17 protein-coding genes and 1 tRNA gene are annotated in these 17,819 nt (G+C 67.0%); 12 read left to right on the plus strand and 6 right to left on the minus strand.

Features of this window, described 5'->3' with window-relative positions:
- Window positions 1–217: 217 nt before the first annotated feature.
- From ACLFA2_RS08570 to ACLFA2_RS08585, 4 genes are all read right to left on the minus strand, one after another.
- On the minus strand, window positions 218–949 hold the full coding sequence (locus tag ACLFA2_RS08570) for a GntR family transcriptional regulator (protein WP_152525978.1): 732 nt from the start codon (window positions 947–949) through the stop codon (window positions 218–220).
- On the minus strand, window positions 942–1,646 hold the full coding sequence (locus ACLFA2_RS08575; protein ID WP_426622401.1) for a GntR family transcriptional regulator: 705 nt from the start codon (window positions 1,644–1,646) through the stop codon (window positions 942–944). The genes ACLFA2_RS08570 and ACLFA2_RS08575 overlap by 8 nt, the downstream gene beginning before the upstream one ends.
- A 10-nt stretch (window positions 1,647–1,656) precedes the next feature.
- Window positions 1,657–1,848, minus strand: coding sequence for a hypothetical protein (locus tag ACLFA2_RS08580; RefSeq protein ID WP_136024349.1), 192 nt, complete (start codon window positions 1,846–1,848; stop codon window positions 1,657–1,659).
- Window positions 1,849–2,012: 164 nt separating this feature from the next.
- Window positions 2,013–3,431, minus strand: a complete 1,419-nt coding sequence (locus tag ACLFA2_RS08585) for an MFS transporter (RefSeq protein ID WP_426622402.1) — start codon at window positions 3,429–3,431, stop codon at window positions 2,013–2,015.
- A 112-nt stretch (window positions 3,432–3,543) separates the two neighbouring features.
- On the opposite strand from ACLFA2_RS08585, the gene ACLFA2_RS08590 reads away from it, so the two are divergent.
- Window positions 3,544–4,560, plus strand: coding sequence for a LacI family DNA-binding transcriptional regulator (locus tag ACLFA2_RS08590; RefSeq protein ID WP_040569840.1), 1,017 nt, complete (start codon window positions 3,544–3,546; stop codon window positions 4,558–4,560).
- A 3-nt stretch (window positions 4,561–4,563) separates the two neighbouring features.
- On the opposite strand, the gene ACLFA2_RS08595 is transcribed toward ACLFA2_RS08590, so the two are convergent.
- Window positions 4,564–5,496 (minus strand): nucleoside hydrolase, encoded by a 933-nt coding sequence (locus ACLFA2_RS08595; RefSeq protein WP_347124201.1) that lies wholly within the window; start codon window positions 5,494–5,496, stop codon window positions 4,564–4,566.
- A 113-nt stretch (window positions 5,497–5,609) separates the two neighbouring features.
- Between ACLFA2_RS08595 and ACLFA2_RS08600 the strand changes: the two genes are divergently transcribed.
- The 5 genes from ACLFA2_RS08600 to ACLFA2_RS08620 all read left to right on the plus strand — a co-directional run bounded on the left by ACLFA2_RS08600 (window position 5,610) and on the right by ACLFA2_RS08620 (window position 10,189).
- Window positions 5,610–6,458: a ribokinase gene (locus ACLFA2_RS08600; protein WP_426622403.1), complete on the plus strand. Its 849-nt coding sequence runs from the start codon at window positions 5,610–5,612 to the stop codon at window positions 6,456–6,458.
- 137 nt (window positions 6,459–6,595) lie between these two features.
- A complete protein-coding gene (locus tag ACLFA2_RS08605) occupies window positions 6,596–6,967 on the plus strand; it encodes a hypothetical protein (RefSeq protein WP_152525979.1) in 372 nt (123 codons plus the stop codon).
- A 573-nt stretch (window positions 6,968–7,540) separates the two neighbouring features.
- Window positions 7,541–7,777, plus strand: a complete 237-nt coding sequence (locus ACLFA2_RS08610; RefSeq protein ID WP_152525980.1) for a hypothetical protein — start codon at window positions 7,541–7,543, stop codon at window positions 7,775–7,777.
- Window positions 7,778–7,949: 172 nt separating this feature from the next.
- The gene (locus ACLFA2_RS08615) at window positions 7,950–8,516 is read left to right on the plus strand and encodes a DUF1772 domain-containing protein (protein ID WP_426622404.1); all 567 of its coding nucleotides are present in this window, start codon (window positions 7,950–7,952) and stop codon (window positions 8,514–8,516) included.
- A 248-nt stretch (window positions 8,517–8,764) separates the two neighbouring features.
- Window positions 8,765–10,189, plus strand: coding sequence for a hypothetical protein (locus ACLFA2_RS08620; RefSeq protein WP_426622405.1), 1,425 nt, complete (start codon window positions 8,765–8,767; stop codon window positions 10,187–10,189).
- Between the two features lie 209 nt (window positions 10,190–10,398).
- Here ACLFA2_RS08620 and ACLFA2_RS08625 read toward each other — a convergent pair.
- Window positions 10,399–10,481 (minus strand) — tRNA-Leu (locus ACLFA2_RS08625).
- Window positions 10,482–10,625: 144 nt separating this feature from the next.
- On the opposite strand from ACLFA2_RS08625, the gene ACLFA2_RS08630 reads away from it, so the two are divergent.
- The 6 genes from ACLFA2_RS08630 to ACLFA2_RS08655 are packed head-to-tail and all read left to right on the plus strand — an operon-like array spanning window position 10,626 to window position 17,749.
- Window positions 10,626–11,351 carry an FhaA domain-containing protein gene (locus tag ACLFA2_RS08630; RefSeq protein WP_426622406.1) on the plus strand — a complete coding sequence of 242 codons (726 nt, stop codon included), beginning with the start codon at window positions 10,626–10,628 and terminating at the stop codon, window positions 11,349–11,351.
- Window positions 11,348–11,869: an FHA domain-containing protein FhaB/FipA gene (locus tag ACLFA2_RS08635; protein ID WP_021201356.1), complete on the plus strand. Its 522-nt coding sequence runs from the start codon at window positions 11,348–11,350 to the stop codon at window positions 11,867–11,869. Before ACLFA2_RS08630 ends, ACLFA2_RS08635 begins: the two co-directional genes overlap by 4 nt.
- 7 nt (window positions 11,870–11,876) lie before the next feature.
- Window positions 11,877–13,178, plus strand: a complete 1,302-nt coding sequence (locus ACLFA2_RS08640; protein WP_021201357.1) for a PP2C family protein-serine/threonine phosphatase — start codon at window positions 11,877–11,879, stop codon at window positions 13,176–13,178.
- On the plus strand, window positions 13,175–14,560 hold the full coding sequence (locus ACLFA2_RS08645; protein ID WP_021201358.1) for an FtsW/RodA/SpoVE family cell cycle protein: 1,386 nt from the start codon (window positions 13,175–13,177) through the stop codon (window positions 14,558–14,560). Before ACLFA2_RS08640 ends, ACLFA2_RS08645 begins: the two co-directional genes overlap by 4 nt.
- Window position 14,561: 1 nt before the next feature.
- Entirely contained in the window at window positions 14,562–16,016 is a 1,455-nt protein-coding gene (locus ACLFA2_RS08650; RefSeq protein ID WP_029268158.1) for a peptidoglycan D,D-transpeptidase FtsI family protein, read from the plus strand.
- Window positions 16,013–17,749: a protein kinase domain-containing protein gene (locus tag ACLFA2_RS08655; RefSeq protein WP_031208170.1), complete on the plus strand. Its 1,737-nt coding sequence runs from the start codon at window positions 16,013–16,015 to the stop codon at window positions 17,747–17,749. The genes ACLFA2_RS08650 and ACLFA2_RS08655 overlap by 4 nt, the downstream gene beginning before the upstream one ends.
- Window positions 17,750–17,819 lie beyond the last annotated feature (70 nt).

Raw genomic sequence — 17,819 nt, forward strand, 5'->3', positions numbered from 1 at the left:
GCAGCGGTCGGCTCACACTCTTCATCACCGGATGGACGTCCGCCGGCCGCCGTGGGGAACGGCGGCCAACGAACGAGGCGCAGCACCCCTCGATGGTGATCTTGGGGACGATCACCGTGACGGCGGGGAAGCCAGGGATGCTGGGCGGTCGCCCTCAGAAGGCGACTACTGAACGGTATCCACTCTCCGACCGGCCCAGTGAAATATCGGTGCGCGGTCAGTTCAGGATGAGGTCATCGAGCACGTAGACGTAGAGGTCGCCGACGATCTCCGCCCCTTCGTGCGCGGCCCCGTCGTCGACCGCTTCGAGAAGCTCCGCGACCGCGCCCGTCACCATCGCGGCGTTGCGCTCGCGCCCGAGGTGCGTGAACCCGAGCACGAGGGCGGGACGCTTGGCGGCGTGCATCGCTTCGAGGTACTGGCTTCGCGAGTAGGACGCCAGTATCTGGAAGAGGTTCCAGGTCAAGCCGGACGCGACCCGGTGATCGACGGATTGCGCCCGCCATGCCGTGATCGCCTGCTCGGCGGCCACCCGGAACGCCCGGCGCTCGCTCGGGGTCGCCCGCGCGATGCCCAGGGTCGCGGCCAGAGTCGACAGCCCGGAGCATTCCGCGACGACGGCCGCGAGCCACGCGCGTGTGGGGGTCGCCACCACCGACGACTTGTGCGCACGAGCCTCGACCAGATGCTGCACCGTCAGGATCGATATCGCCTCGCGCACGGTGTTCGTGGCGACGTCGAGCTCCTTCGCGAGCGTCGAGACCGTCAACGCGGCTCCCGGGGGCAGCTCGCCGGTCTCCATCTTGCGGGTCAGTGCCTCGACGACCGACTCCAGCCGTGTGGCCACAGGTCTCGGCGCGTCCAGATCCTTCCGATCGACGAGGTCGAGGATCTCGACCGACAGGAACGAGGGAGCACCCGCGCGCCTTTCCGACTCCGGGCTACTCACCGGGATGCCGCCATTCGCCGGTCAGCGCCGCCCGCAGTGGCTCGACCGTGGTGACGCGGAAGAGCTCGAAGACGGCATCCCGTGCGGCCGCGCCGTCTCGCGCTCGAAACGCCACCCGCAGCGGCTCCACGAGTACGCGCTGCTGCTGTCCGAGCCATTCGGGGAGAGGGCGATCCTGTACCGAGCGGCTCAGGTGCAGCACGAGGTTGCGATCGAGGATCTCGGTCACGATCGCGTTGTCGGCGAGTTCGATCACCTCGACCCACAGGGCGAACCAGAGCCGCAGCCCGTCCGGCATCCCTCCGCGAGTGAGGTCGGAGTCCAGGATCGCCTGCACGCGGGCATCGAGGGAGTCGAGCTGGGCGTCGGTGAGGGCGGGCACCACCTTCGCGGCTGCGTAGGCGATCAGCGCGCCAGCGGCCTCGGCGCGATCCGCCTGTGCCCGCAGATCGATGGGGGCCACCCGCGTGAAGCGGTTCGAGCTCATCTCGACCAGGCCCACGTCGGCGAGCCGGATGAGGGCCTCCCTGATCGGTGTGCGGGAGACGCCGTATTCGGCCTGCAGGTCCTGATCGCGGATCTCCTCGAGCGGAGCCAGGCATCCGGTCACGATCTCCTGAGCCAACCGCGCGTACACCTGATCGCGGATCAGAGTACGAGGACGGGCCTTCGTCGAGGGCTTCGGCTCGTCCGTCATACCGGCCAGACTAACCAGCAGCCTTCGATTTGTCTCCGCCGTGGTGGGCTGGCACATCTTCCCCCGTGGCGGGGTCGAGGGCGGTGGAGGGGGACGCGGGGGAGGCAGCCGAAGCGCACGCGGCGAGCGCGAGCGCCGAGGTGCTGAGCCCGACGGCGGCCAAAGCGAGAGCGAAACGGGGGTCGGGGGTGCGTGAGGTCACAGAACGTCTTCTCTGAGGAGGGTGGACTTCCATCGTCGCCGGGACGGCACGGGGAAGCATCGGCCGAAGGTAGCGGCGGCGTCGTACTACGGACGGATGTTTCCCGAGTGTTCGATGACGAGGACCCCCGCCCGGGGCGGGCGAGGGGCCCTTTGTGACGAGGACTAGCGCGACAGCTCGGCGGTCACGGGCTTGGGGATGAACATCGAGAAGACGAGGGCGCCGACGAGCACCACCGCCCCGGTGATCAGTGCCGCGACGTATCCCGCCGTCGCATCGCCTGCTCCGGAGGCGAACGAGGTCTGCGCCGCGTAGATGACGACGAAGCTCAGTCCCGCCCCGAGGTTGATGGCGCCCGTGTTCAGGCCGGGAAGCGAGCCAGGGCGGTCCTTCGGCGACAGCACGACACCCAGGCCGTTGAGCATGATGTTGCCGATCCCGGCATAGGTGACGCCGACCGCGATGGAGAGGAGGAGCAGGACGAACCGGGATGAGGTCTCGACATTGGCGACCATGATCGCGAGCACCGCGACGGTGCCGCCCAGCCCGATGCGCAGCATCGTGCGGTACCCGACGGTGGCGGCGAGCCTGCCGCTGAGCGGTCCCATCAGGAGGCCGGCGAGCGCGTAGGGCATCAGGATCCACAATGAGACCTCCTCGGCAGTCATCGCGAGGTTCATCGCCGTGTCCTGCGCGAGGGCGGGGACCGCTCCGTTCATGATCGCGAAGATCCCCGACAGGGTGAGCAGCGAGGTGGCGCTGAGCGCCCAGGTGGCTCGTTGCTTGAGTTGGGCCGTCGAGACGAGCGGATCGTCGATCCTGCCCTCGAGCTTCCAGAAAGAGGTGAACGCCACGACGGCGACGACCGCGAGAACGATCACGAGCACCAGGTTCGCCTCGGCGAGCGCGCCCAGTTCGTTGAGAGCGACGAGCATCGACCCCACCGAGATGACCAGCAGCAGTGATCCCCACCAGTCCATACGCGGGCGGTCGTCGGCCATCGTCTCCGGGGCGAGGTATCGCACGGTGAGCGCAGCGATGATCGCCACACCCGCCATCGTCCAGAAGATGGAGGCGAAGCCGTGGTTCGTCGCCAGGTATCCGCCGAGCAGAGCATCTCCACCGGCGATCCCTCCGTTGACCGCCGTGACGACACCGAGGAGGGTCCCGTACGCCTTCGGATCCTTGACGGCCGCCCGCAGCATGATGAGGCAGAGAGGCACGACCGGCCCCGAGACGCCTTGGATGAGGCGACCGATGAAGAGCATCGGGACGTTGGTGGCCAGCGCCGCGACGACGCAGCCGATCGCCATCACCACGAGCATTCCGACCAGGACGCGTCGGCGCCCGATCAGGTCACCCAGGCGGGGGAGGAACAGGGTGAACAGCGCGGCGGCCGTGAAGAAGACGGTCTGCGTCGCGGCGATCTCGGTCGACGTCGCATCGAGCTCGCGCTCCATCGTCACCAGCGCGGGGCTCAGCATGCTGGCGTTGAGCTGGAAGGCCAGGCACGCGGCGAGGAGGGCGATCATCAGCGACACCACGCTGGTCCGGGTGCGAACCGCATCTACTTGATTGGTCATTGCTCACTTCTTCGTGTCGAATCGTTGGCTGTTCGCGTGCGTAATCCTTTACGCACGCCCTATCTTGGACTGATGGTGTCGACGGCGGCACCGGTCAGGGTGGGAAGTCGTGGTGAAGAAGGCGTCCGTCACGCTGCACGAGGTGGCAGCCGCCGCCGGTGTGTCCATCGCGACCGTCTCGCGAGCCCTCAACGGCAAGGACCGGGTGTCCGGTCGCACCGCGGAGCATGTGGCCGAGGTGGCCGAGCGACTCGGCTATCGGGTGAACCTCATCGGCCGCGGCCTGCGCGCCGGCACCGGCGCCACCATCGGCGTCGTGGTCCCGGTCATCAGCAACCCCTTCTACGGTGAGCTCATCCACCGCCTCGAGGACCATCTGCAGCGCCGCGGCTTCGATCTCGTCATCGCGGACTCCCACGGCGAGGTCGACCGCGAACGCGACCGCCTCCGCATGCTGGTCGAACGTCGCGTCGAGGGCATCTTCGTGGTCCCCTCCGACGCCGAGCTCTCGTTCGACGCCGTCGCAGACACCGCGCGAAGGGTTCCGCTCGTGCAGCTCGACCGTCGCGTGCTCGATCTTCCTGCCGACTTCGTGGGTGTCGACAACGACGCCGGCATCGATCTCGCCGTCGAGCACGTCACCGCCCGGGGCGCACACCGTGTGGTGCTCGTCTCGGGCAACGACGTCACCTCCGTGGGCCGTGAACGACGAGCGGCGTTCGAGGCCACGGTGCGCACCCGATCGATGCCCCGCGAACAGAACATCTTCGGCGAGTACCTGCTTGCCTTCGGCGAGAGGGCTGCGGAGGAGCTGCTGGCGCGCGGCCCTCTTCCCGATGCGATCATCGCCGGCGACGACCTCGTCGCTGCCGGGGCCATCGCGGCGCTGAAACGTGCCGGCAAGAGCGTGCCCTCCGATGTGCAGGTCACCGGCTTCGACGGCACGATGCTCGCCGACGTATGCGAACCGCGGTTGACGACCGTGGTGCAGCCGTTCGACGAGCTCGCCCGGGAGGCGACCGAGGCGCTGGTGCGTCGAATGGACGATCCCGAGGCCCCGTACGTGCTCAGCCGCCTCGCGCCGAGTCTGCGTGTGGCCGAGTCGACGACGCTCGTCGCGCCGCGCTGAACGTCAGGCCAGTGCCGCGACAGCATCCGTCACCAGGTTCCAGAACTTCGGCACGTCGAGGGTGATCGCGACGTCGGTGTTCGGCTCCTTGCCCAGCATGTCGTGAAGATCGACGCAGGTCGCGCCCGCCGTGAACTCACCCGCGGTCTCGATGTCGACGTGGCAGCGCTGGATCGATGCGACGGCGCGGTCGATCGCGATCGCCACGGTGATGGGATCGTGCAGAGGGCCTTCGGGCATTCCCTCCGCCTTCTCGTAGGTGCTGCAGAAGAAGCGCAGCAGCTCCACGCCGAAGGCCGCTGTCTCGTTGCCGACCGCACCGATCCGCCGGATCACCTCTTCGGTGATCAGCGCCTGATGGGAGATGTTGAGCCCGACCATCGTCAGCGGCAGCCCGAAGGCGAACACGACCGCTGCGGCTTCCGGGTCGGCCCAGGCGTTGAACTCCGGGTACGCGCCGACGTTGCCGCGGCCGGTCGAGCCGCCCATCCAGATGATCTCCTTGATCTGGGGCGCGACCTCCGGGTGCTGCTGCAGCAGGAGCGCGATGTTGGTGAGGGGGCCGGTCGGGATCAGCGTGATCGGCTCCGGTGAGGCGGCGAGAGTGTCGGCGAGGAACTCGACCGCGTGACGGGGGTCCAGCGGCACCGTGGGCTCCGGGAGGGCGGGCCCACCCAGGGCGTTCTCCCCATGGATCCATGCCCCGGGCGTCAGCTCACGGGTGAGCGGCTTGTCGGCACCTGCCGCGACCGGCACGTTCTCGACACCGGCGACGGTGAGGGCGATCCGCGCGTTCCGGGTCGTGTGCTCGAGGTAGCCGTTGCCGCCGACAGTGGTCACCCCGCGTAGGTCGATGGCGTCGTTTCCGGCTGCGAGCCAGATCGCGAAGACGTCATCGTGGCCCGGATCGCAGTCGAGAAGGACGGGAGTGGTCATGGTGCTCCTTTGCAGATGTTCGTGCGTAAACGTTTACACTTTCTCACGGGAACGTCAAGTCGACTGCGACGCCGTCGTTCCGATCCCGCCTCCTCGATCCGAAAGCTGCCGCCATGGTCACTCCCGCTCTTCCGTCTCTCGTCGTCGTCGGCAGTGCGAACGTCGACGTCACCGCGTTCGTCGATCGCCTCCCCACCGCAGGTGAGACCGTGGCGGGAGGACGACTCTCCCGCGATCTGGGCGGGAAGGGTGCGAATCAGGCCGTCGCCGCCGCGAAGCTCGGGGGACGGGTGCGCATGGTCGGCGCCGTCGGCGATGACGCCGACGGGACCTGGACGCGAGAGGAGATGATCCGGGCCGGAGTGGACGTCGCCGATCTGCGGACCGTGGACGGACCTACCGGAACGGCCCTGATCGTGGTGGATTCCGACGCCGAGAACCAGATCGCGGTCTGCCCGGGAGCGAACGACCACGTGGCCCTCGACGGGGTGACGTTCCGAGAAGACGAGGCGGTGCTCATGCAGTTGGAGATCGCACTCGCCGTCGTCGAAGCGGTGGCCGCCATCGCCACCGGTTTCGTCGCGGTCAACGCCGCCCCCGCCCAGCCGTTGCCCGAGGCCCTGCTGCGCCGCGTGGACCTGTTCATCGTGAACGAGACCGAACGCGAGCTCATGCCCGAGCTCGCCGAAGCCGAGCTCGTCGCCGTCACCTACGGGGCGGCCGGGGCGGCGTTGTACCGCCGGGGCGAGGAGATCGCACGGGCCGACGGCGTCCGTGCGGAGGCCGTGAACACCGTCGGCGCGGGCGATGCGTTCTGTGCGGCTCTCGTGCTCGCGCTTCGCGCCGGACATTCGCCGGCCGACGCGCTTGGGGCCGCCTGTGCGGTCGGATCCGCGGCCGTGTCGCACCTCTCGTCGCAGCCGCCGCTCGCGCACCTGAACCGGTATCTGCCCGTGCGGTGAGGGGGCTGATCGCACCTCCGGCACCGGCCCCGTGGGCGCGGCGTCCACGGATCTGATCCAAAAGAGAAGGCCCGGCTTCCTCAACGGAACCGGGCCATTCTCGCACTCGGATCGGACGTACACGTTACGCTCACAAGATGATGTCGCCAGCGAGGTCGAAGTCGGGTGTCCGTACAGGGCAAGGTCCGTTGGAGCGCTTTAGCAGGCCAATCTGCCTCATCACCGGAGTTCTTATTGTGCCGTTTGCCCTCGCGATTCTTGTCGGTGGTGCCGGCGAACTTACGGCCTCGAGTGCGGTTCGGATGGCGTTCGCTGGGGTGGCTGGGCAAACAGTTGCTGTGCTGACCGCACTGGTCCTTGTTGTCGATACACTGCGGCGACGAGAGCAGATCTACTGGATTCTGCTCTACGGTTTCATAGCGGCAGCGGTTGGCTTGTTTGCGTACTATCAGGTCACGAGCGCAGCCGAGTTGTTGCTGACTCGCCTTGATGGAGTGGAGAAAGTCTGAGCACTATTACCACGAGCCGGGAGGCGACATCACGCGGATGTAGGAATGCCTACTCCGGTGCCGTCGTACAAGTCTCCGAGATCACATGCTTGCTGCCCCGGCATACTCGCCTCCGGATCGGCGGACGCAGTCTCCTCTTCCTCGGGGGGTGCCGCCTCGGTCGATAGGGCATGGCGGCGTGAAGGAATCAACTCGTGGCCCGACGAGGCCATCACCGACGAACTTGTTGCCGCGGCCATCGCCAGCGGTCCCGCAGACGTCATGCTCACCCACGAGCCTCCGGCCCGCACGCCCGTGCGCGGCGTGCGGGAGGCACTTCGCAAGAATCCGATGGGCTTCCCCGATGACGCTCTAGCGGAATCTGCGGCCTCTCGCGCACACGTCGCCGAGGTTTGGTATTCCGCGCGCCTTGAGCTGCTGTTGCACGGCCACATGCACATCGCGAGAGGCCGGGTTACGGCGAGTAGCGAGCCTAAGATGCGATGTCCAAGAAGGTAGTCCTGTGTTTCTCGACGTGCGCACCTTGACGTTGAAGACCCCGAGCCTGCGGCAGATCCGAGATGCGGCAGAAGGATGATGTTGGCCAAGGCGAGGAACCCGTCGGCCGACATCATCGGCCCCTGCTACAGCGGCGAAGTTCTGCAGACACTGGCCACCGGGACCAACTCCAAATGGACGTGGTCCCAGTGGCTGATCGCCCGACCGGAGGGCGACGGCGTGGAGCCCAGCGCCATCGAGCAGTTGCGCGCAGGTCACCTGGATGATGTGCTTCGTGACGCCCGGCACGACGCCTGGGTGTGGAGCCAGTGAGCACCTGAAGACGTTGAACCATGGCCGCGGCACGCCGGCTGTTCGAGCATCCACCGTGGCTCATTCTTATACTTCCGCGAAGTATAAGAATGAGCCGCGGCAACCTCGACGCGATGAAGCAACTCCTGGGCGTACTCAGTCACGGAGACAGCGGCCACAAAGGAGGCGCCCGATGCGCAGCCGGATCCCGGTGGAGCCCCGGGCCCGAATTTTCGACATGCGGACTCTGCGGCTGGAGGCGCCCGGGTTTCGCGAGATTCGAGAATGGCGACAAGAAGTTCCGCATCCGAACCCGCGGTCGGATGCGTGCCGTAGATTGCCCTACGTGGAGCTCACCGACATCCTTGCCACCATCGGCCTCGTTCTCCTCGCGCTCGGCGGAGGAACCTTCTGGGCGTTCTCGACCGGAGTCATGCCTGGCCTGGGCCGCGCGGACGACGCGACATTCGTGACGGCGATGACATTGATCAACCGTGCCGTCATCAACCCGATGTTCCTTCTGCCGATCTTCGTACCGCCCTTCTTGCTCTTCTGGGCAGGGCTGCTCGACCTCGAGGATGTGCGCGGATGGATGCTCATCGCCTCAGGGGTTCTCTTTTTCTTTGGGGCCATCGTCGTGACTGTCGGCGGAAACGTCCCGCTGAACAACACGCTCGACCGCTCGACATCGACCCCGACTGTCGCCCGCACCGCATTCGAGCGCCGCTGGAACCTGCTGAACGGCGTGCGATCAGCGTAGTCCGTTGGCGCACTCGGGCTTGCCGTTCTCGCCGGCACGCTCTAAGCCGGGGTTCCGTGCCCCGCGCTGATCGATCCTCGATCTCGGTAGAGCCAAGGCCCGCAGCACCCACGACAACCCCCACGGACTCGTCCGGGTGACTGGCCTAGACGAGCCAGCTGCGTCCAGTGATCTTCAGTGGCGCCCATACGACGACCTCATCTGCCTCGCCCAGGTCGCGCGAGATTCTAGTTCGCGAGGACGTCAACATGATCAATATGCGGCTCGCCGAGACCCGGTCCCGCGCCCATACCGGCTCCCGTCTGATCGGCAACGCTGCGGCGGTGACCCAGAAGCGACGTCGCCTCACGCTCGCGGAACAGGTGCGCGCGGAAGCTGCGCGTGACCAGGTCCGTACCGACCGCAGCCGCTGGGTGCGACAGGCACTCGTTGACGCGTCCGTCGCGCTCCTCCCACAGCGCTACCGCGACCGCTACAACGGCGATGTCTCCCTGGACTCGACAAACGTTCCCATCCTCGGCAAGGTGCACTCTCGTGCGACGACCCTCGTGCGTAACGGCAAGCCACTCAATGACCCGGAGGTCCTCGAGTACAGCAAGACCCTCAGCCCCGGCGGCCTGGCAACCAACGTCGACTTCTCCGCCGGCACCTACAACCACGAGCACCGCGACGACAAACCGAAGGCACCACCCATCCCCGCCTTCGAAATGGACATCGTCACCATGATGGACACCGAAGGGTATGACGAGAAACGCCACCCCGCCTTCTGCCGACTCATCACCGGCATCGGCTTCCACCGCCCCGGCAACATCAAGCACGAGCCCCGGGAAGCCATGCACCAGCACTCACGCAGCTTCGAGCAGCGCGGCATCGCGGCCGCTGACCGCGCGTTCAACGGCCAGAAGCCAGAGAACTTCCAGCAGCCCCTGCGCATCGACGGGTGGGAGTTCGCGTTCGACTACAAGAAGGACCAGTTTGGGGTCCAGGCGACCGTCCCTGGATACCGCGTCATCGTGGTCGATGGCGCGCTTTACGTGGACTACATGCCCAAGCGCCTGCGATACATCACCTACTGGTTCCACAATGACCAAGCCGACCCCGACACCGGCGAGCTCTTCACACGGCAAGACGTCGAAGACGCCATCGAAGCCCGCAAGGCCTACGCGCTGAAGCGGCACGGGAACATCCGCTCGGAAGAAGCGCACCGAGGCAAGCAGCGCTTCACCTACCCCGAGCCCCGCACGTACATCGCATTCGACCCCGCGACCGGCAAGAGAATCTCCGCGACAAAGAACAACCTGCGCGGCAGCTTACAGCTGGACCCGCACGCTGACGTCGTCCGGCATCTCCAGCGCTACCCCTGGGGTACGAGCGAGTGGAAGCAGGCCTACGGCCAGCGCAACCAGGTCGAGTCCGTCAACAAGTCCATCAAGCACACTCGCTTCACCGACCTCGAGTCCGCTGCGAAGCGACCGGGCCGTGGCGAGACCTACCACAGCCTCGCCACGGCCCTGATGGCAGTCGCGTACAACGTGCGCGTCCTCGTGCGCGCGCTCATCCAGGAGTGCACGCCGGCAGGCAAGCGACGACGAAAGTCGAAGAAGAGGTACTCGGCGGCGAACGAGCGGAACGTCAGGCCGGCGACAAGAGAACCGCTCGCCCCTCCCGCGTAACCCGCTCGACGCCCCGAACAGAACAAGCAGACGGATAGCCCCTCGAGGGGCTATCCGTCGTGGACTGAGACTGCGGCGAGCGCCAATTCACTGATAAGAACGCCGTCTAGGCCCGAAAATGAAGCGGCGGCTGCCCCGATTTTCATCGAAGCAACCGCCGAACTCGCATTTCATGAACTGATTCAGAGTCTTTTCATGAACCAGCCCTGTGCGCGAGGGGGGACTTGAACCCCCACGTCCTTACGGACACTGGCACCTGAAGCCAGCGCGTCTACCATTCCGCCACTCGCGCGTGTGTCTCGTTCCGAAGAACTCAACTTCCCAAAGATATCATGCGTTTTCGGCCTCGTTGCACATGCCTGGAGGGTCATCGGCGGCGTTCCCCCAGGACACCTGGCTACGATGTGTCTACCAGTCGGCATGCCAGAGGAGCCCAGTGGGACTACTTGACAGCTTTGAGAAGGGTCTCGAACGCGCAGTTAACAGCGCGTTCGCCAAGACCTTCCGCAGCGGCATCCAGCCAGTGGAGATCGCTTCGGCGCTGCGGCGCGAAGCCGACACGAAGGCTGCGGTCGTCAGCCGCGACCGCATCATCGCCCCCAACAGCTTCGTCGTGCGCCTCAGCGCCGACGACGCCGAACGGATGCGCGGGCTCGGTGGTGCCCTCACGGACGAGCTGCACGCTCTTCTCACCGCGCACGCCAAGTCCCAGGGATACAGCTTCTCCGGACCGCTCGCCATCACTCTCGAGGCCGATGAGAAGGTCGCCACCGGCACGGTGCGTGTGAGCTCGGGAACGGTCGAAGGTCGTGTGACCTGGCAGGCCGTGGTCGACGTCGACGGCCGTCGTCATTCGATCTCCCGTGCCCGCACCGTGATCGGCCGCGGCTCGGATGCCGACATCACGATCGCCGACGCCGGTTCGAGTCGGAAGCACGCCGAGATACTGTGGGATGGCGAACGCGCCATGATGCGCGACCTCGGCTCCACCAACGGCACGAAGGTCAACGGCCAGAAGCTGCGCGAAGCCGCGCTCCCGAGCGACACCACCATCACGATCGGACGCACCGATCTGGTGTTCCGCGTCGTCCCGGTCGCGTCACCCTCGCGTCCTGCACCCCGCGGCGACGACGCCACCCGACCGTTCGGAGCCCTCGGGTGAGTGAACTGATCCTCCTTCTGCTCCGCATCGGGTTCCTCATCCTGATGTGGTTCTTCGTGTTCGGGGTCGTGTATTCGTTGCGTGCCGACCTGTTCGGCGTGCGAGTGCGCAAGCTCCCCGCAGAGGCGGCGGCAGGGTCGGCCGCCGCGCCGGTCGCAGCCCCTGCGGCACCGGTGGCGAAACCGGCATCCGCTCGCCCTTCCACCGGTCCGGCCACGGTCGCGACCGCCAAGCGGCTCGTGATCACCTCCGGCCCCAAAGCGGGCCTCGAGCTGCCGCTCAGCGCCGACTCCCTCACGATCGGCCGCTCCAGCGAGTCCGCTCTCGTGATCCGCGACGACTACACGTCCAGTCACCACGCGCGCCTGATGCTGCGCGGCGACAGCTGGGCGATCCAGGACCTGGACTCCACCAACGGCACCTTCGTCGCGGGCCAGCGCGTCTCCGGCTCGCCCGTCGCCCTCTCGCTCGGCACCCCGATCAAGGTGGGCGCCACGACCTTCGAGCTGCGAGCCTGACGCCGGCATGGTCTTCGAGGGCTCGAGCGTCGCGATCTCCCACACCGGGAAGGTCCGCTCCAACAACCAGGATTCCGGATACTCCGGGGCGAATCTCTTCGTCGTCGCCGACGGCATGGGCGGGCACGCCGGCGGAGACGTCGCCTCCAGCATCGCGATCCAGCGCCTGGAGCCCCTCGACCAGCCCTATGCGTCGACCGAAGACGCGCAGGCCTCGCTGCAGGCCGCCGCGACCACCGCAGCGGGCGACCTGATCCGCGCCGCGAAGGACCGCCCCGAACTCGCCGGCCTCGGCACCACGGTCAGCGCGATCATCATGGTCGATGAATACGCGGTCATCGGCCACATCGGCGACTCGCGCATCTACCTGTACCGCGACGACGCACTGACGCAGATCACCGCCGACCACACCTTCGTGCAGCGTCTGGTCGATTCGGGCCGCATCACGCCGGAGGAGGCGCGCTACCACCCCCGCCGTTCCGTGCTCATGCGCGTGCTCAGCGACATGGACTCCGATCCCGAGCTCGACATGTTCGTGATGCACACGCAACCAGGCGACCGGTGGCTGCTCTGCTCCGACGGCCTCTCGGGCGTGGTCGACGAACCGCACATCCTCAAGGCCATGCAGCTCGGCCTCGCGCCCGGCCGCACTGCCGACAACCTCCTCAAGCAGGCTCTCGACGGCGGCGCGCCCGACAACGTCACGATCGTCCTCGTCGACGTGGGCGGGCAGCATCCGATCCACTCGGGCACGCCCACGATCGTCGGCTCGGCATCGAACCCCGACGGCGTCTACGTGCCTCCGGTCCGACCTCCGCGCGGCAACTGGCTGCACCCGGTGCGCCAGGCCGCGAACGAGCCGAGCCACTTCGAGCCGGCTCCCGAGTACCTCGAGGAGCTGATCGAGGAGGATCGCCGTCGCGCCAAGCGCCGTCGTCTCGGCTGGATCGCCGGTGCCCTCGTGGTGATCGTGATGCTCGGCGTCGCCGCCTTCGCCGCCTACAGCTGGACCCAGACGCGCTACTTCATCGGCGCCGACGAGGACAGCGTCGTGATCTTCCAAGGCGTGCAGCAGAACATCGGTCCGATCACGTTGTCGACTCCGGTCGAAGACACCGATATCCTCCTCGCGAATCTGCCGCCGTATCAGCGCGCCTCGGTCGAGCGCACGATCACCGCACGATCTCTGTCCGATGCGATGGCGATCGTCGACCGGCTCCGCGCCGGGGCCGACGCGAACACGATCGAGACCCCGCTGCCCACCCCCATGCCGACTCCTGTCGACACGCCGGCCGGGGGTGAGGGATGAGCACCGACGTCGCCGCCGACACCAGCGTCATCAAGGCGCTCAAGCGCATCCGGATGCCGCAGAACCAGCGCAATCGCGAATTCTGGCTGCTGCTGTTCGCCTGCGCGATCAGCGGAGCCGCCCTCACGCTCGTGCAGCTGGGCGCACTCGGCGTGATCGACCCGATGATCCTGGCGATCGGCGGCGGTCTCGCCGCCCTCGCATTCGCCCTGCATATCGTGCTCCGCTTCGTCGCGTCCGACGCCGACCCGTTCGTCGTGCCCATCGCGACCCTCCTCACCGGCCTCGGCATCGCGATGATCTATCGGATCGACATCGCCTTCGAGAACACCGGCTGGAACGCCTACTCGACCAAGCAGCTCGCGTGGACCGCGATCTCGCTCGCGGGTGCGATCGCGGTCGTCATCCTGTTGCGCAACTACCGCGTGCTGTTCCGCTACACCTACATCTTCGGCCTCGCCGGAATCCTGCTCCTGCTGCTGCCGTTCGTCCCCGGGCTGCGCATCCCCGATGCGAATGCGGCGGTCTGGGTGTCGCTCGGCGGTGCCTTCGCCTTCCAGCCGGGCGAGCTCGCCAAGATCTGCCTGGCCATCTTCTTCGCCGGCTATCTGGTGCGCACCCGCGAGAGTCTGACATCGGTCGGCAAGCGGGTGCTGGGCATCACCTGGCCCCGTATGCGCGAGCTCGGACCCGTGCTCGTCGTCTGGCTCATCTCGCTGGGGATCATCGTGTTCCAGCGCGACCTCGGAACCGGAACCCTGATCTTCGGGATGTTCGTCGCGATGCTCTACGTCGCGACGGGGAAGACCAGCTGGGTGCTCATCGGCCTGGCCCTCGTGGTCGCCGGCGTGGCACTCGCGACGCAGATCCTCAGCTACGTGCAGGGACGCTTCATCAACTGGCTCTTCCTCTTCGACGCCGACCAGGTCGATCCCGACGGCGCCGGCTACCAGCCCATGCAGGGACTCTTCGGCCTCGCACGCGGCGGACTCATGGGCACCGGGTGGGGTCAGGGCCGTCCCGAGGTCACCCCGCTGGCCCACAGCGACTACATCATCACCAGCCTCGGCGAAGAGCTCGGCCTGATCGGGCTGTTCGCGATCCTCTGCCTCTACATGGTGTTCGTCAGCCGCGGCATGCGCATCGGCCTCGCGGGTCAGGACGATTTCGGAAAGCTGCTCGCCACCGGACTCTCGTTCACGATCGCTCTGCAGGTGTTCATCATGGTCGGCGGCGTGACCCGCCTCATCCCGCTGACGGGTCTGACCACTCCTTTCCTCGCCGCGGGTGGCTCCTCCCTCGTGGCCAACTGGCTCATCGTGGCGCTGTTGCTGCGCATCTCCGACGGTGTGCGCCGTCAGCCCCGGGTGGTGATCGGCTGACATGACCAAGGAACTCCGTCGCCTCAGCATCATCATGCTGTTCATGTTCATCGCACTGTTCGCCGCGACCAGCTGGATCCAGGTCGTCGAGGCGGATGCGCTGGCCCAGAACAGCAACAACAAGCGCACGCGCCTCGACAGCTACGAGATCCAACGCGGATCGATCATCGTCGACGGGGTCGCGATCGCCAACTCGGTGCCGAGCGACGACCGGTACCAGTTCCAGCGCGTCTACACGGATGCGGCGCTGTGGGAACCGGTCACCGGTTACTTCAACCCCGCCTTGGGCTCGAGCACCGGCATCGAGAAGGCCATGAACGCCGAGCTCTCCGGCACGGGGTCGAACGCGTTCCTCGGCGAGGTCGAGCGCATCCTCTCCGGCCAGCCGCAGCGCGGATACAGCGTCGAGCTCTCTCTGAACACCGCGGCGCAGCGGGCTGCCTACGAAGCCCTCGGCGACCTCAAGGGCGCGGTCGTGGCCATGGACCCGAAAACCGGACGCATCCTCGCGATGGTCTCGACTCCCGGCTTCGACACCAACCTGATGGCGACGCATGATGCGAACGCTGCGAACGCGACCTACGATCAGCTGGTCGCCGACGCGAACAAGCCGTTGTCCAACCGGGCGATCGCCGGTGACCTCAACCCTCCCGGCTCGACGTTCAAGGTCGTGGTCGCGGCTGCCGCCTATGCAACCGGCAAATGGACTCCGGATTCCACGCTGCCCAACCCGATCGCGTATACCCTTCCCGGTTCGAGCAACCGCGTCTCCAACGCCTGGGGGGGCACGTGCGGTCCGGGTGAGACCGTCACGATCGCCGAGGCGATCCGTCTGAGCTGCAACATCCCGATGGCCGAGCTGGCCGTCGAGCTCGGTGACGACACCATCCGCGAGATGGCGGACAAGCTGGGCTTCAACCAGTCGTTCGACACGCCGCTCACGTCGACGCCGTCGAGCTACCCGCGCGGCCTCGACGACGCCCAGACCGCGCTGACCGGATTCGGTCAGGGAAAGGTCACGGCGACCCCGCTGCAGATGGCCATGGTCTCGTCCGGATTGGCGAACGACGGCATCGTGATGAACCCGCGGATGGTCGACGCCGTCATCGGCAACGACCTCTCGGTCATCAAGGCTTTCCAGGACAGTGAGTTCGGACGTGCGATGGAGGCCGATGTGGCGAACAACGTGACCGCGGCGATGGTCGCGAGCGTCGCAACGGGCGCGGCCCAGGGTGCAAGAATAGACGGGATCGACGTGGCCGGTAAGACGGGCACCGCAGAGAACGGAAACAGGCCGCACACGTTGTGGTTCACCGGCTTCGCGCCGGCGAACGACCCCGCGGTCGCAGTAGCGGTCGTCGTCGAAGACGGCGGCGGACAGGGACAATCAGGCAGCGGCGACACCATCGCGGCTCCGATTGCGAAGAAGGTCATAGAGGCGGTGCTGGGCAGATGAGGCCGACGCAGGGTGTGTCGTTCGGTGGTCGTTACGAGCTGCAGTCGCGTATCGCGATCGGTGGCATGGGCGAGGTATGGGAGGCGACGGATCACGTCATCGGACGTACCGTCGCCATCAAGATCCTCAAGGACGAGTACATGGGGGACCCCGGGTTCCTCGAGCGTTTCCGTGCCGAGGCGCGGCACGCTGCTCTCGTCAACCATGAGGGCATCGCCAGCGTGTTCGACTACGGCGAGGAGAACGGCAGCGCCTACCTCGTCATGGAACTGGTGCCGGGCGAGGCACTCTCGACCGTGCTCGAGCGCGATGGTGCGCTGAGCGCCGACAAGACTCTCGACATCGTCGCCCAGACGGCTTCCGCGCTGCAGGCAGCCCACGCGGCCGGTCTCGTGCACCGCGACATCAAGCCGGGAAACCTGCTGATCACGCCCGACGGCCGCGTCAAGATCACCGACTTCGGCATCGCCCGCATCGCCGACCAGGTGCCTCTCACCGCGACCGGCCAGGTCATGGGCACGGTGCAGTACCTCTCGCCCGAGCAGGCGTCAGGTCACCCGGCATCGCCAGCGACCGACACCTACTCGCTCGGCATCGTCGCGTACGAGTGCCTGGCGGGCAAGCGTCCTTTCACGGGCGAGTCGCAGGTGGCCATCGCGATGGCGCAGATCAACGAGCAGCCGCCGCCCCTGCCTCCGACCGTCCCGATCCCGGTGCAGAACCTGGTCATGGCGATGATCGCCAAGAAGCCCAGCGATCGACCATCGTCGTCCGCGACGGTGGCACGAGCGGCCCAGGCCCTTCGCCGGGGCGATCTGAACTCCGCGGCCATCGCTGTGCCGGCGATCGCGACCGGTGGTATCGCCGGCGGCGACGACGCGACGCGACTCCTGAATGCCTCCGGCGACGACGGCACCACGCGCATCCTTCCCACCACCGCTCAGCTTCCCACGGAGGAAGCCGTGGAAGAGGAGAAGAAGAAGAAGCGCAGCCCCTGGACCTGGCCGCTGATCGCTCTGATCGCGCTGCTGGTGATCGTGCTCGGCGGCACGGTGTGGGCGATGCTCGCGAACCAGGGCGGCGACGCCGACCCCACGGGGTCGCCGAGCAGCAAGCCGACCCAGACGCAGACGACTCCACCGCCGAACACCCCGACGCCGGAGGTGACGCGAGTGGATGTGACCGCCCTGAACCTGAACGGCATGGACTGCGGCGCGGCCACCTCCACGCTCAAGGGCGCCGGCTTCAACAGCGAGATCACCTGTGTCGACGGAGACCCGGCACCCAGCGATGAAGAGGTCGGAAAGGTCTACCGCGTGGCTCCCACCGGCAACGTGGAGACCACCCAGGCGATGACCCTCACGGTCTACGCCGCTCGTGCCGGTCTGCCGACCCCGACCGACGCCCCGACCATCACGGGCAACCCTGTCGCCGGCTCGACGGTGACCATCTCCTGGGGCACCGGATTCACCTGCCCCAGCGGAACCACTCTCTCCGGCTACGTCGTGTCGGTCCAGAACGGCACCTTCGTCTCGGGCGGCCCGAACTTCCAGCCGACGCAGCGCAACACGCAGGTGAAGATCGCCGACGCCGCGGGACAGCAGCTCATCGTCAGCTACCAGGGCATGTGCTCCGGCGGCGACCAGCGCACCTCCGCCGCGTCTCCGCCGCTCTCGGTGACGATCACGGCGGCCACCGACCCCGGCGATGGGAACAGCGGCACCGACGGGTAATCTGTAGTTCCAGTTCAGCAAGCGTAGTTTCCAGGGGGGTCTTCCGTGTCCACAGAGCCACAAGTCATCG

Source organism: Microbacterium sp. As-52 (assembly GCF_049949185.1).
Classification (GTDB): Bacteria; Actinomycetota; Actinomycetes; order Actinomycetales; family Microbacteriaceae; genus Microbacterium; species Microbacterium maritypicum_A.

What these genes read in the sequence shown, in the direction of transcription:
- ACLFA2_RS08575 (WP_426622401.1), bottom strand. Translation starts at nt 1,646, where the DNA reads ATGACGGACGAGCCGAAGCCCTCGACGAAGGCCCGTCCTCGTACTCTG.
- ACLFA2_RS08640 (WP_021201357.1), top strand. Translation starts at nt 11,877, where the DNA reads ATGGTCTTCGAGGGCTCGAGCGTCGCGATCTCCCACACCGGGAAGGTC.
- ACLFA2_RS08650 (WP_029268158.1), top strand. Translation starts at nt 14,562, where the DNA reads ATGACCAAGGAACTCCGTCGCCTCAGCATCATCATGCTGTTCATGTTC.
- ACLFA2_RS08615 (WP_426622404.1), top strand. Translation starts at nt 7,950, where the DNA reads ATGCGCAGCCGGATCCCGGTGGAGCCCCGGGCCCGAATTTTCGACATG.
- ACLFA2_RS08585 (WP_426622402.1), bottom strand. Translation starts at nt 3,431, where the DNA reads ATGACCAATCAAGTAGATGCGGTTCGCACCCGGACCAGCGTGGTGTCG.
- ACLFA2_RS08620 (WP_426622405.1), top strand. Translation starts at nt 8,765, where the DNA reads ATGATCAATATGCGGCTCGCCGAGACCCGGTCCCGCGCCCATACCGGC.
- ACLFA2_RS08595 (WP_347124201.1), bottom strand. Translation starts at nt 5,496, where the DNA reads ATGACCACTCCCGTCCTTCTCGACTGCGATCCGGGCCACGATGACGTC.
- ACLFA2_RS08655 (WP_031208170.1), top strand. Translation starts at nt 16,013, where the DNA reads ATGAGGCCGACGCAGGGTGTGTCGTTCGGTGGTCGTTACGAGCTGCAG.
- ACLFA2_RS08610 (WP_152525980.1), top strand. Translation starts at nt 7,541, where the DNA reads ATGATGTTGGCCAAGGCGAGGAACCCGTCGGCCGACATCATCGGCCCC.
- ACLFA2_RS08600 (WP_426622403.1), top strand. Translation starts at nt 5,610, where the DNA reads ATGGTCACTCCCGCTCTTCCGTCTCTCGTCGTCGTCGGCAGTGCGAAC.
- ACLFA2_RS08605 (WP_152525979.1), top strand. Translation starts at nt 6,596, where the DNA reads ATGATGTCGCCAGCGAGGTCGAAGTCGGGTGTCCGTACAGGGCAAGGT.
- ACLFA2_RS08645 (WP_021201358.1), top strand. Translation starts at nt 13,175, where the DNA reads ATGAGCACCGACGTCGCCGCCGACACCAGCGTCATCAAGGCGCTCAAG.